Below are 12,356 nucleotides of genomic sequence, written 5' to 3' on the forward strand. Positions count from 1 at the left end.
CAAGACCCGGACCTAGAGCAGCACGACATCGTACTGCTCCTGGGAATACATGGTCTCGACCTGGAATTTGACGGTGCGGCCGATGAAGGCTTCGAGGTCGGCGACATTGCCCGATTCCTCGTCCAGCAGCCGATCCACCACCTTCTGGTTGGCCAGCACCAGGTAGGAATTGGCCTGGTAGGCCCGCGCCTCGCGCAGGATCTCGCGGAAGATCTCGTAGCAGATGGTTTCGGCGGTGCGCAGGATGCCGCGCCCCTGGCAGTTGGCGCAGGGCTCGCAGAGCACCTGGGACAGGCTCTCGCGGGTGCGCTTGCGGGTCATCTGCAGCAGGCCCAGCTCGGTGATGCCGATGATGTTGGTCTTGGCATGGTCGCGTTCGAGCTGCTTTTCCAGGGTGCGGATTACCTGGCGCTGGTGCTCTTCGTCTTCCATGTCGATGAAGTCGATGATGATGATGCCGCCGAGATTGCGCAGCCGCAGCTGGCGGGCGATGGCGGTGGCCGCCTCCAGATTGGTCTTGAAGATGGTCTCTTCCAGATTGCGGTGACCGACGAAGGCGCCGGTGTTGACGTCGATGGTGGTCATGGCCTCGGTGGGATCGATCACCAGATAGCCACCGGACTTGAGCAGCACCTTGCGCTCCAGGGCTTTCTGGATCTCGTCTTCCACGCCATAGAGGTCGAAGATCGGCCGTTCGCCGGGATAGTGCTCCAGCCGCGCCGCCACCTCGGGCATCAGCTCTTCGACGAACTGGCCGATGCGCTGGAAATTCTCGCGACTGTCGACCCGGATCTTTTCCGTGCGCGGTCCGACCAGGTCGCGCAGGGCGCGCAGGGCCAGGGTCAGGTCTTCGTAGATGGGCACCGGCGTCGGGCCCTGGAGATTGCCGGAGATCTGCTGCCAGAGCCGCCGCAGGTAGCGGATGTCGGCGAGGATGTCTTCTTCGCGCGCCGCCTCGGCGGCGGTGCGCAGGATGAAGCCGCCCTCGTGTTCGATGCCCTCGCTCTCCACGCAGCGCGCCATGATCGCCTTGAGTCGCTCGCGCTCGGCTTCGTCCTCGATCTTCAGCGAGATGCCGACGTGGGAGGTGCGCGGCATGTAGACCAGGTAGCGCGAGGGGATCGACAGGTGGGTGGTGAGGCGGGCGCCCTTGGTGCCTATGGGGTCCTTGGTGACCTGCACCACCAGCGTCTGGCCCTCGCGTACCAGGGCGCTGATGCTTTCCACCGCCGCCCCTTCGCGCTGGGATATCTCGGCGGCGTGGATGAAGGCCGCGCGAGCCAGGCCGATGTCGACGAAGGCCGCCTGCATGCCGGGCAGCACCCGCACCACCCGCCCGCGATAGATGTTGCCGACGATGCCGCGTCTCAGGGTGCGCTCGACGTGCACCTCCTGCAGCACACCGTTTTCCACGACGGCGACACGGGACTCCATGGGAGTGATGTTGATGAGGATCTCTTCGCTCATGGAGGACTCTTGGACGACGTGGAAGGGCGGAATGGGGACCAAGGCGCCAGGCGCCCCAGCGCTAGGAGGTCGGCCGTCCGACAGACCGCCAACAAGGGATGGCGAAAGCGCTCAGCAGTTCCGCGGTCTCGCACAGCGGCAGCCCTACCACGGCGCTGTAACTACCTACCAGGCCGCGCACGAAGACCGCGCCGGCGCCCTGGATGGCATAGCTGCCGGCCTTGTCGGCCGGCTCGCCGGTGTCCCAGTAGCGTTCGGCCTCGCCGGGCGCCAGGGGGCGGAATTCCACCTCGGCGGACACCACGCGACTCAGGCAGCGCTCGCCATCGGCGACGGCGACGCCGGTCACCACCCGGTGCCGGCGCCCGCCGAGGGCGGCGAGCATGGCCAGGGCGTCGGCGCGATCCCGGGGTTTGCCGAGCAGCTGGTCATCGAGCACCACGCAGGTATCGGCGCCCAATACGCAGCCGGCGGAGGCACCGGCCAGCACCTGCCGGCCCATGGCCGCCTTGGCTCGCGCCAGGCGTTCGACATAGGCGTCCGCCGCCTCCCCAGGATGCGGGGTTTCGTCCACGGTTGCGGCGACCTTCTGGAAGGCCACGCCGATCTGTTCGAGCAGTTCGGCGCGGCGGGGCGAGGCGGAGGCGAGGTAGAGCTGGGACATCGACAACAACCAGACGGCAGGGGGATGACGGGAGAATGCCAGCCTGTCGCAGGTGAAACCAGCTTAGGCTTTGTCCGAGAAGTGCCTGCGCTCGGTCATGCGGCGTTAAAAATCAACTCGGAATGCTCATTTACCCTTCGTAAACTCCGCTTCCTCGCTGATTTTTGCCTTGCCTGACCTTCGCTCGGCGACTTTTCAGACAAGCCTTAGTTGACGCCGAATCTGAGGCGCAGCCCGCGGAGCAGCAGATAGATCCACGGCCAGAGCAGCGCGCTGACCAGCGAGGGGGTGAGAAACACCAGGGTCGGTGGCCGGCTGCCGGACAGGGCGTTGAGCCACAGCGCCAGCAACTGGGCGATGCCGTAGACCACCAGCAGCACGAAGCTCTGCTGCCAGATGGGAAAGGCCCGCAGCCGCTGCGCCAGGGAGCGCACGAGAAAGACCACCAGGCTCAGCACCAGGGCGGTCTGGCCCAGCAGGTTGCCGTAGAGGACGTCTTCGGCGATGCCCATCGTCCAGGCGGTGAACAGGCCGACGCGGTGCGGCAGGGTCAGGGTCCAGAAGGTCAGCAGCATGGCCAGCCACAGCGGCCGGCCGATCTCCATGAACTCGGGCATGGGCACGACGGACAGCAGCAACCCGACCAACAGGGTGAGCCAGATCACCCACCCGTTGTGGCCGATGCGCAGCGCCATCAACGATCACCCTCGTCCGGCAATTCCGGCGCGGGTTGCTGGACCCGGCGTTGTGGCTGAGTGGGCGTCGCCGCCGGATGAGCGGGCGTGGCGGTCGCGCCCTGCGCCGGCGGCCTGGCCGGTGTCGCCGGATGCGCCGCGTTGCCGCTCGCGTTCGCCGGCGGCTTGGTCGGCGTGGCGGGATGGGCCGCGCTGCTGCCCTGGCCCGCGGGCGGCTTGGCCGGCGTCGCGTTGCGACTGCCGGTACCGGTGGCGGGCGCCGGCGTGGCAGTGGCGGCCGCCGGCTGCGCAGCCGAGGCGCCGGCCGGCGGCGGATTCGCCGGCGCGGCCGGGCGCTGGGCCGCATGGCGATCGGCGGCCTCCTGGGCCTCGGCGGCGTCGTTGGCGCGCTGTTCGGGCGTGCGGGTATCGCTGAACACCAGCAGCATGTAGCGACTGCGATTGAGCTTGGCGGTGGGAATGGCGCGCACCACGGCGAAGGGTTGCCCCGAGTCGTGGATCACCTTGGAGACGGTGGCCACCGGATAGCCGGCGGGAAAGCGCTGGCCGAGGCCGGAGCTCACCAGCAGGTCGCCTTCCTTGATGTCGGCGGTGTCGGCCACATAGCGCAGTTCCAGCCGCTCAGGATTGCCGGTGCCGACGGCGATGGCGCGCAGGCCGTTGCGATTGACCTGCACCGGAATGCTGTGGGTCACGTCGGTGAGCAGCAGCACCCGCGCCGAATAGGGCATCACCTCCACCACCTGACCCATCAGGCCGCTGGCGTCGAGCACCGGCTGGCCGACGAAGACGCCGTCCTTCGCGCCCTTGTCGATGATGATGCGGTGGGTATAGGGATTGGGGTCGACGCCGATCAGTTCGCCGACCAGCACCTTGTCGTCCACCAGGGCGGCGGAGTTGAGCAGCTCGCGCAGGCGCACGTTCTGCTCGGTGAGGGCGGCGAGTTTCTGCAGGCGGCGCTGCAGCAGCAATTGCTCGGCCTTGAGCCGCTCGTTTTCCGCCATCAGTTCGGTGCGGCTGGAAAACTGGTCGCTGACGCCTTCCCAGGCGCGCAGGGGAAAGCCCGCCACCTCATAGAGGGGCGAGAGGACCAGCGCCAGTTCGCTGCGTACCGGTTTCAGGTAGTCGAAGCGCGCGTCGGTGACCATGACACCCACCGAAAGGGCGGCCAGGATCAGCAGACGAATGCCCAGCGCCGGGCTTTTGCTGAAAATCGGCTTGATGGTGAGTTCCTCGCAGAACGCGCCCGGCGCACCGGCCGCCAGGGGCAGCCGGTGCGGGGCCTGTAGCCTGGAACTGCCTTATTCGGTGGACAGCAGGTCCATGGCGTGGCGATCCATCATGTCCAGCGCCTTGCCGCCGCCACGGGCCACGCAGGTCAGCGGGTCTTCGGCGACGATCACCGGCAGGCCGGTTTCCAGCGACAGCAGCTTGTCCAGGTCGCGCAGCAGGGCGCCACCACCGGTCAGCACCAGGCCACGCTCGGCGATGTCGGAGGCCAGCTCCGGCGGCGACTGCTCCAGGCAGCTCTTGACCGCCTGGACGATGGTGGCCAGGGATTCCTGCATGGCTTCGAGCACCTCGGTGGAGTTGAGGGTGAAGCTGCGCGGTACGCCTTCGGCCAGGTTACGGCCACGGACGTCGATCTCGCGGACCTCGCCGCCCGGGTAGGCGGTGCCGATTTCCTGCTTGATGCGCTCGGCGGTGGATTCGCCGATCAGGCTACCGTAGTTGCGGCGCACGTAGGTGACGATGGCTTCGTCGAAGCGATCGCCGCCGACACGGACGGATTCGGCATAGACCACGCCGTTCAGCGAGATCAGGGCGATCTCGGTGGTGCCGCCGCCGATGTCGACGACCATGGAGCCATGGGCTTCCTCGACCGGCAGACCGGCGCCGATGGCCGCGGCCATCGGCTCCTCGATCAGGAACACCTCACGGGCACCCGCGCCCAGCGCGGATTCGCGAATGGCGCGGCGCTCGACCTGGGTCGACTTGCAGGGCACGCAGATCAGCACCCGCGGACTGGGCTGCAGGAAGCTGTTCTCGTGCACCTTGTTGATGAAGTATTGCAACATCTTTTCGCAGACGCTGAAGTCGGCGATGACGCCATCCTTCATCGGCCGGATGGCGGCAATGTTGCCCGGCGTCCGACCGAGCATGCGCTTGGCGTCGGTACCGACGGCGACGACGCTCTTCTGGTTGCCATGGGTACGGATGGCGACGACCGACGGCTCGTTGAGCACGATGCCACGCTCGCGGACATAAATCAGGGTGTTGGCGGTTCCCAGGTCGATCGACAGATCGCTGGAGAACATGCCACGCAATTTCTTGAACATGAGGTGACCCTAGGCGGTGACAAGCAGGCACGCGACAGGACAAACGTGCGGGTAAAAAAGTGCGGCAGACTCTAACAATCGCAGGGATTTAGGGCAAGGCGCCGATATGCTAGATTGAGAGCTTTTCCGGGCCGTTAAGCCCCTGTTCAACGCGGCGCCCGACCCGCCCAGCCCGTCTCCAGCATACGCGGCCGCCAACCGGGTCACGCCGCCTTCCTGCTTGGAGAAGCCGATGGCGCTCGAACGCACCGACGTCGAAAAGATCGCTCACCTGGCCCGTCTGGGTCTCGATGAAGCGGATCTCGCCGCTACCACCGCCACCCTCAACGACATCCTCGGCCTCGTCGACCAGATGCAGGCCGTGGATACCACGGGTATCGCCCCCCTCGCCCACCCGCTGGAAGCCACCCAGCGCCTGCGACCCGACCAGGCCACCGAAGGCGACCGGCGCGAGGCCTACCAGGCCATCGCCCCGGCCGTGGAAGCCGGCCTGTACCTGGTCCCCAAGGTGATCGAGTGAGACACGACATGCATCAGCTGACCCTGACCGAAATCGCTGCCGCCCTGGCCGCCAAGGATTTTTCCGCCGAGGAACTGACCCGCGGCCTGCTGCAGCGGATCGAGCAGCTCGACCCGCGGCTCAACAGCTTCATCACCGTGACCGCCGACCAGGCGCTGGCCCAGGCCCGCGCCGCCGACGCCCGGCGCGCCGCCGGCGAAACCGGCGCCCTGCTCGGTGCGCCTCTCGCCCACAAGGATCTGTTCTGTACCCAGGGGGTGCTGACCAGCTGCGGCTCGAAGATCCTCACCGGTTTCAAGGCACCCTATGACGCCACCGTGGTGGAGCGACTGGCCGCGGCGGGCGCCGTCACCCTCGGCAAGCTGAACATGGACGAATTCGCCATGGGTTCGGCCAACGAGTCCAGCCACTACGGCCCGGTGAAGAATCCCTGGGACGTCACCCGGGTACCGGGCGGCTCTTCCGGTGGCTCCGCCGCGGCCGTGGCCGCGCGCCTGCTGCCGGCCGCCACCGGCACCGACACCGGCGGCTCGATTCGCCAGCCGGCGGCCCTGACCAACCTCACCGGCATCAAGCCCACCTACGGCCGGGTCTCGCGCTGGGGCATGATCGCCTACGCCTCCAGCCTCGACCAGGGCGGCCCGCTGGCGCGCACCGCCGAGGACTGCGCGCTGCTGCTGCAGGCCATGGCCGGTTTCGATCCCAAGGACTCCACCAGCGTCGACCAGCCGGTGGACGACTATCGCGCCGCCCTGCAGCAGCCGCTGAGCGGCCTGCGCATCGGTCTGCCGCGGGAATACTTCGGTGCCGGCCTGGATGCCCGCATCGGCGAGAAGGTGCTGGCCGTGGTCGAGGAGCTCAAGAAGCTCGGCGCCACCGTCAAGGACATCTCGCTGCCCACCCTGCAGCACGCGATTCCGGCCTACTACGTCATCGCCCCGGCCGAGGCCAGCTCCAACCTGTCGCGCTTCGACGGCGTGCGCTTCGGCTACCGCTGCGAGAATCCGGTCAACCTGGAAGATCTCTACAAGAGATCCCGTGGCGAAGGCTTCGGCGCCGAGGTGAAGCGCCGCATCATGGTCGGCACCTATGCCCTGTCGGCCGGTTACTACGACGCCTACTACCTCAAGGCCCAGCGCATCCGCCGGCTGATCAAGAACGACTTCGTCGCGGCCTTCGCCGAGGTCGACGTCATTCTCGGCCCGACCACGCCGAATCTGGCCTGGAAACTCGGCGAGAAGAGCAACGACCCGGTCTCCGCCTATCTCGAAGACCTCTACACCATCGCCGCCAACCTCGCCGGCATTCCCGGCCTGTCGATGCCGGCCGGCTTCGTCGACGGCCTGCCGGTGGGCGTGCAATTGCTCGGCAACTATTTCCAGGAAGGCCGTCTGCTCAACGTCGCCCACCAGTACCAGCAGGTCAGCGACTGGCATCGCCAGGCGCCGAGCGGCTTCTGAGGAAGGATAGAGACATGCAATGGGAAACCGTGATCGGGCTTGAGATCCACGCTCAGCTCAGCACTCAATCGAAGATTTTCTCCGGCAGCGCCACCAGCTTCGGCGCCGAGCCCAACGCCCACGCCAGCCTGGTCGACCTCGGCATGCCCGGCACCCTGCCGGTGCTCAACGCCGAGGCCGTGCGCATGGCCTGCAAGTTCGGCCTGGCCATCAATGCCGAGATCGCCGAGCGCAACGTCTTCGCGCGCAAGAACTACTTCTACCCGGACCTGCCCAAGGGCTACCAGACCAGCCAGATGGACCATCCCATCGTCGGCAAGGGCCACCTGGACATCACCCTGGAAGACGGCACCGTCAAGCGTATCGGCATCACCCGCGCGCACCTGGAAGAAGACGCCGGCAAGAGCCTGCACGAAGACTTCCACGGCATGAGCGGCATCGACCTGAACCGCGCCGGCACGCCGCTGCTGGAGATCGTCTCCGAGCCGGACATCCGCAGCGCCAAGGAAGCCGTGGCCTATGTGAAAGCCATCCATGCCCTGGTGCGCTACCTGGGTATCTGCGACGGCAACATGGCGGAGGGTTCGCTGCGTTGCGACTGCAACGTCTCGGTCCGGCCCAAGGGCCAGTCCGCCTTCGGCACCCGCGCCGAGATCAAGAACGTCAACTCCTTCCGCTTCATCGAGAAGGCCATCAACCACGAGGTCCAGCGCCAGATCGAACTCCTCGAGGACGGTGGCAAGGTCGTGCAGGAAACCCGTCTGTACGATCCCAACAAGGACGAGACCCGCTCCATGCGGAGCAAGGAAGAAGCCAACGACTACCGCTACTTCCCGTGCCCTGACCTCTTGCCGGTGGTGATCGAGCCGGCCTTCCTGGCCGAGGTGCGCAGCCAGCTGCCCGAGCTGCCGACCGAGAAGCGCGACCGCTTCCAGAGCGAGTACGGCCTGTCGGTCTATGACGCCAGCGTGCTGTCCGCCAGCCGCGAACTGGCCGACTACTTCGAGGAAGTCCAGCAGGTGAGCGGCGACGCCAAGCTGGCGGCCAACTGGGTGATGGGCGAGCTGTCGAGCCTGCTCAACAAGCAGGACCTGGACATCGCCCAGGCGCCGGTGAGCGCGGCCCAGCTGGGCGGCCTGATCCTGCGCATCAAGGACGACACCATCTCCGGCAAGATCGCCAAGATGGTCTTCGAGGCGCTGGCCGCCGGCGAAGGCGCGAGCGCCGATGCCATCATCGAAGCCAAGGGCCTCAAGCAGGTCACCGACAGCGGCGCCATCGAGGCCATGCTGGACGAAGTCCTGGCCGCCAACGCCGCGCAGGTCGAGCAATACCGCGCCAGCGACGAAGCCAAGCGCGGCAAGATGTTCGGCTTCTTTGTCGGCCAGGCCATGAAAGCCTCCAAGGGCAAGGCCAACCCCGGCCAGGTCAACCAGCTGCTCAAGCAGAAACTGGAAGGCTGACGGCGGTCGCACGGCTCTGTACGAAAAGTCGCCGAGCGAAGGTCAGGCGAGACGAAAAGCGCTGAGGAAGCGGAGTTTACGAGCGGTAAATGAGCATTCCGAAGCGTTTTTCAACGAAGCATCACCGAGCGCAGGCACTTTTCGTACAGAACCTAGGGGTTACGGAGCGGGGCTGACAGCTCTGCTCCGACCCCTTAAGCTGCTGCCGGTCGTTTTGCCAGGAGGCATCGAGATGCATCGGATCCACCGTGCCGGACTGCTGTCGCTGGTCCTGCTGTTCGCCGGTTGCGCCAGTCAGGAAAGCTTCCCGCCCACGCTGTCCTCCAGCGCTGCCCATGACTATCAGGACACCGGCATGGCGTCCTTCTACTCCAAGTGGCACGCCGGTCGCCGCACCGCCAGCGGCGAAAAATACGATCCGGGCGCCCTGACCGCCGCCCACCGCACCCTGCCCTTCGGCACCCGTGTCCAGGTCACCAACCTGGCCAACGGCCGCAGCGTGGTGGTGCGCATCAACGATCGCGGCCCGACGGTTCGTCGACGCCTGATCGACCTGTCGCGCAGCGCGGCCGATCGGCTCGACATGGTGGCCGACGGCACCTCCCGGGTCAGCATCCGCAGCCTGGACTGAGATCTCCGGGACTAGCCCTGACAGGCCGGGGCATAGGCCCACAGCAGCCGGGGCGGTGTCGCCGCGAGCTGGCGGGCGATGGACGCATAGCGCGGGTCGAGCAGACTGGCTGACCAGTACAGGTTTCTGGCGTTCTGCGGCTGCCAGGTGCCTGCATAACCTGGCAGCCCGGCCTGGGCACGCTGTACATCGAAGCGTACCGTCGTATTGCGGAATTCCTCGTGGCTGCGCTGGCCGCGCGCATAGGGCAGCAGCCAGTCGAGCGCCCTGGCCAGGGTCTGGCCTTCAGCGCCCGGTAAGTGCAACCAGTCCTCGCCGCGACCCTGGGCCACCGCCGCCGCCAGCACCAGGGGTTCGAGGTCGTAGACGACATAGTGCAGGGCATCGCGCTCGTTGAAGTCCAGCACCTCGCCATCGGGCTGGAGATTGACCGACAGCTGCGCCACGAAGGCTGCCCGCGCCCGAGCGAACAGCGCCGGATCATCCAGCGCACCGGCGGCCAGGGTCGCCAGCTTGATCCTGTGGCTCTGCCAGTTGTTGCTCCAGACCCCGTGGGCATCCCCGCGATGCGCCTCCATCTGCTGCAGATAGCCCTCGGCCAGGGTCTCGATGAAGGCGCGGGAACGCCGGGCCGTCGCCGCGGGCAGGTCCGCCACGGTCAGCTGATAGGCGACGATGAGACTGCTCAGGTTGGTTTCGTCGATGGGCTGGAAGCTGGGCCGATACCCGGGTAGCCAGGCATCGAGATAGCGGGCCAGACGCGCCAGGGCCGCGGCATCGCGACTATCCCGCCAGGCCAGCGCCAGATCGAGCATATAGCCGAAATCCCGTACCGCCGCGGCGGACTGGTCGTGGATGCCGGTATGCGGCAGGGTCCCCGCGGTATGGATGACCGGCAGCGCCTGGGGCCCGGCCGCTGGAGGATGACTGACCGCTCGCGTCAGCGCCGCGGCCGAGGGCGGTCTTGCCGCCAGGCAGGTGGTGTGCCCGGGTGAAGCAGCCAGGGCGAGGTACAGCAGGGCGGCGCTCATGGCGGGGACCTCCAAGCGAAGGGTTGCTCAGAAAAGGGCTGGAGCACCACCCTGCCCGGCTTCGCGCGCAGAGGCGCTGAGTTGCTCAGCTTCGCACCCGGTCCTTAGCGATGGCTTAAGCCGGTCGCTCCCCGCATCCTGCTGCCCAACCCTGGCGAGCGGGCAAAAAAAGCCCGCGACCAAGCGACTGGCCGCGGGTTGTGCAACGGGCGGAGAGATGCCGGAGCACCTCCCGGATAGCGGACCTTACTGCGGACCGAGCTTGTCCATCAGCGCGGCCAGTTGCTCGTATTCGTCCCGCTTGAGATCGGTCAGCGGGGTCCGCACGGGACCGGCGTCGTAACCGGCGATCTTGGCGCCCGCCTTGACGATGCTGACGGCATAGCCGGCGCAGCGGTTGCGGATTTCCAGGTACGGCAGGAAGAAGTCATCGATCAGCTTGCCAACCGCCTCGTGATCGTCACGGGCGATGGCTTCGTAGAACTGCACGGCGGTCTTGGGCACGAAGTTGAACACGGCCGAGGAATAGACCGGCACGCCCAGCGCCTTGTAGGCGGCGGCATAGACTTCGGCGGTGGGCAGGCCGCCCAGGTAGCTGAAGCGATCGCCCAGGCGACGGCGGATGGCGACCATCAGTTCGATGTCACCCAGGCCGTCCTTGTAGCCGATCAGGTTCGGGCAGCGCTCGGCCAGTTGCTCCAGGTGATGGGGCTGCAGGCGGCAGACGTTGCGGTTGTAGACGACCACGCCGATCTTGACCGACTTGCAGACGGCTTCGACATGGGCGGCCACGCCGTCCTGGCTGGCTTCGGTCAGGTAGTGCGGCAGCAGCAGCAGACCCTTGGCGCCCAGCCGTTCGGCTTCCTGGGCATAGGCGATGGCCTGGCGAGTGGAGCCACCGACACCGGCGAGGATCGGCACGCTGCCCTGGCAGGTGTCCACCGCGGTCTTGATGACGCCGCTATATTCGCTGGCTTCCAGCGAGAAGAATTCACCGGTGCCACCAGCGGCGAACAGCGCGGTCGCGCCGTAGGGGGCCAGCCACTCCAGGCGCTTGGCATAGGTGTCGGGGCGGAAGTCGCCGTTGGCATCGAAGTCGGTCAGCGGGAAGGACAGCAGACCGGAAGAGAGGACGTGTTTGAGTTCTTGTGGAGTCATCTTGAGTGCCTCGGCATAGGTTGGACTGAGGTGCGGCAGGTCCGCCACCTGTTGTAAGTCATCGTACAACCTCTTTTATGGAAGGGGCAAGCCCCAACCAGAAAAATGCTCTCCAAGCCGGTGAAGCCCTGTTTCAGACCTCTTCCGCCTGCCGCTCCATTTCTTCATGGGCGCGTCTCAGGCGTTCGCGGCTGTTGCTCAGGTGCAGGCGCATGGCGGCGCGGGCCGCTTCCAGGTTGCCGTCTTCGATGGCTTGGACGATGGCTTCGTGCTCGGCATCCAGACGGCGCTGGTAGAGCTGCTGGTCATCATGGGCGAGATAGGCGGAATTGAGGCGCGTACGGGGAATCAGCACCGTGCCCAGGTAGCTCATGATGTCGCTGAAATAGCGATTGCCGGTCGAGCTGGCGATCAGCAGGTGCAGCTCCAGGTCGGCACTCACCGCGCGATCGGGCTCTTCGACGCCGGTGCGCATGGCTTCCAGCAATGCCCACATGGCCTGCAGTTGCTCGGCCGAGCGGCGCTGGGCGGCCAGGCCGGCGGCCTCGACTTCCAGGCTGATGCGCAACTCGAGCATCGCCAGCACGTCCTTGAGGGTGGTGATGGTGGCCGGATCGATCGGCAGCGGCGACTCGGGGCGCCGCTCCAGCACGAAGGTGCCGATGCCGTGGCGAGTCTCCACATAGCCACCGGCCTGCAGTCGCGAAATGGCCTCGCGTACCACGGTACGGCTCACGCCCTGGGCCTGCATGATGGCCGACTCGGTGGGGAGCTTGTCGCCGGGCTGGAACTGGCCGTCGCCGATCTGCTGAATCAGCACCCCGACGACCTCTTCTGCCAGGCTACGGGGTCTTTTTCGGGGGCGGGATACGGTGGGTGCTGACATGGATTCTCGTACCGATTGAAGGGACTCTGGAATCATAGCACC

At 66.6% G+C, this 12,356-nt stretch carries 12 protein-coding genes; 4 read left to right on the plus strand and 8 right to left on the minus strand.

Annotated elements, in window-relative coordinates; genetic code table 11:
- Nucleotides 1-12 precede the first annotated feature (12 nt).
- The 5 genes from rng to mreB all read right to left on the minus strand — a co-directional run bounded on the left by rng (nucleotide 13) and on the right by mreB (nucleotide 5,165).
- Entirely contained in the window at nucleotides 13-1,467 is a 1,455-nt protein-coding gene (rng, locus tag FHR73_RS11040) for a ribonuclease G (RefSeq protein WP_183631098.1), read from the minus strand.
- A gap of 61 nt (nucleotides 1,468-1,528) precedes the next feature.
- Nucleotides 1,529-2,131: a nucleoside triphosphate pyrophosphatase gene (locus FHR73_RS11045; protein ID WP_183631100.1), complete on the minus strand. Its 603-nt coding sequence runs from the start codon at nucleotides 2,129-2,131 to the stop codon at nucleotides 1,529-1,531.
- 206 nt (nucleotides 2,132-2,337) lie between these two features.
- The gene (mreD, locus tag FHR73_RS11050; RefSeq protein WP_183631102.1) at nucleotides 2,338-2,826 is read right to left on the minus strand and encodes a rod shape-determining protein MreD; all 489 of its coding nucleotides are present in this window, start codon (nucleotides 2,824-2,826) and stop codon (nucleotides 2,338-2,340) included.
- Complete coding sequence (gene mreC, locus FHR73_RS11055) at nucleotides 2,826-4,001, minus strand: rod shape-determining protein MreC (RefSeq protein WP_409258680.1); 1,176 nt, start codon at nucleotides 3,999-4,001, stop codon at nucleotides 2,826-2,828. The genes mreD and mreC overlap by 1 nt, the downstream gene beginning before the upstream one ends.
- A gap of 126 nt (nucleotides 4,002-4,127) precedes the next feature.
- Nucleotides 4,128-5,165, minus strand: a complete 1,038-nt coding sequence (mreB, locus tag FHR73_RS11060) for a rod shape-determining protein MreB (RefSeq protein ID WP_133859853.1) — start codon at nucleotides 5,163-5,165, stop codon at nucleotides 4,128-4,130.
- Between the two features lie 232 nt (nucleotides 5,166-5,397).
- On the opposite strand from mreB, the gene gatC reads away from it, so the two are divergent.
- The 4 genes from gatC (at nucleotide 5,398) to FHR73_RS11080 (ending at nucleotide 9,239) form a co-directional block, all read left to right on the plus strand.
- Nucleotides 5,398-5,685 carry an Asp-tRNA(Asn)/Glu-tRNA(Gln) amidotransferase subunit GatC gene (gene gatC / locus FHR73_RS11065; RefSeq protein ID WP_133859854.1) on the plus strand — a complete coding sequence of 96 codons (288 nt, stop codon included), beginning with the start codon at nucleotides 5,398-5,400 and terminating at the stop codon, nucleotides 5,683-5,685.
- 8 nt (nucleotides 5,686-5,693) lie between these two features.
- Complete coding sequence (gene gatA / locus FHR73_RS11070) at nucleotides 5,694-7,145, plus strand: Asp-tRNA(Asn)/Glu-tRNA(Gln) amidotransferase subunit GatA (protein ID WP_183631104.1); 1,452 nt, start codon at nucleotides 5,694-5,696, stop codon at nucleotides 7,143-7,145.
- A gap of 14 nt (nucleotides 7,146-7,159) precedes the next feature.
- A complete protein-coding gene (gene gatB / locus FHR73_RS11075) occupies nucleotides 7,160-8,608 on the plus strand; it encodes an Asp-tRNA(Asn)/Glu-tRNA(Gln) amidotransferase subunit GatB (RefSeq protein ID WP_183631106.1) in 1,449 nt (482 codons plus the stop codon).
- 232 nt (nucleotides 8,609-8,840) lie between these two features.
- Entirely contained in the window at nucleotides 8,841-9,239 is a 399-nt protein-coding gene (locus FHR73_RS11080; protein ID WP_007159537.1) for a septal ring lytic transglycosylase RlpA family protein, read from the plus strand.
- Between the two features lie 11 nt (nucleotides 9,240-9,250).
- Here FHR73_RS11080 and FHR73_RS11085 read toward each other — a convergent pair whose 3' ends face one another.
- From FHR73_RS11085 to FHR73_RS11095, 3 genes are all read right to left on the minus strand, one after another.
- A complete protein-coding gene (locus FHR73_RS11085; protein WP_260175676.1) occupies nucleotides 9,251-10,270 on the minus strand; it encodes an alginate lyase family protein in 1,020 nt (339 codons plus the stop codon).
- 246 nt (nucleotides 10,271-10,516) lie between these two features.
- The gene (gene kdgD / locus FHR73_RS11090) at nucleotides 10,517-11,428 is read right to left on the minus strand and encodes a 5-dehydro-4-deoxyglucarate dehydratase (RefSeq protein ID WP_133859859.1); all 912 of its coding nucleotides are present in this window, start codon (nucleotides 11,426-11,428) and stop codon (nucleotides 10,517-10,519) included.
- 133 nt (nucleotides 11,429-11,561) lie between these two features.
- Complete coding sequence (locus tag FHR73_RS11095) at nucleotides 11,562-12,314, minus strand: FadR/GntR family transcriptional regulator (protein ID WP_026083998.1); 753 nt, start codon at nucleotides 12,312-12,314, stop codon at nucleotides 11,562-11,564.
- Between the last annotated feature and the right edge of the window lie 42 nt (nucleotides 12,315-12,356).

It is taken from the genome of Pseudomonas sp. AS2.8 (assembly GCF_014190935.1).
Classification (GTDB): Bacteria; Pseudomonadota; Gammaproteobacteria; order Pseudomonadales; family Pseudomonadaceae; genus Chryseomonas.

Bases quoted from the DNA above. Each gene is read 5' to 3' on its own strand.
- rng (WP_183631098.1), bottom strand. From the start codon at position 1,467: ATGAGCGAAGAGATCCTCATCAACATCACTCCCATGGAGTCCCGTGTC.
- FHR73_RS11045 (WP_183631100.1), bottom strand. From the start codon at position 2,131: ATGTCCCAGCTCTACCTCGCCTCCGCCTCGCCCCGCCGCGCCGAACTG.
- mreD (WP_183631102.1), bottom strand. From the start codon at position 2,826: ATGGCGCTGCGCATCGGCCACAACGGGTGGGTGATCTGGCTCACCCTG.
- mreB (WP_133859853.1), bottom strand. From the start codon at position 5,165: ATGTTCAAGAAATTGCGTGGCATGTTCTCCAGCGATCTGTCGATCGAC.
- gatC (WP_133859854.1), top strand. From the start codon at position 5,398: ATGGCGCTCGAACGCACCGACGTCGAAAAGATCGCTCACCTGGCCCGT.
- gatA (WP_183631104.1), top strand. From the start codon at position 5,694: ATGCATCAGCTGACCCTGACCGAAATCGCTGCCGCCCTGGCCGCCAAG.
- gatB (WP_183631106.1), top strand. From the start codon at position 7,160: ATGCAATGGGAAACCGTGATCGGGCTTGAGATCCACGCTCAGCTCAGC.
- FHR73_RS11080 (WP_007159537.1), top strand. From the start codon at position 8,841: ATGCATCGGATCCACCGTGCCGGACTGCTGTCGCTGGTCCTGCTGTTC.
- FHR73_RS11085 (WP_260175676.1), bottom strand. From the start codon at position 10,270: ATGAGCGCCGCCCTGCTGTACCTCGCCCTGGCTGCTTCACCCGGGCAC.
- kdgD (WP_133859859.1), bottom strand. From the start codon at position 11,428: ATGACTCCACAAGAACTCAAACACGTCCTCTCTTCCGGTCTGCTGTCC.
- FHR73_RS11095 (WP_026083998.1), bottom strand. From the start codon at position 12,314: ATGTCAGCACCCACCGTATCCCGCCCCCGAAAAAGACCCCGTAGCCTG.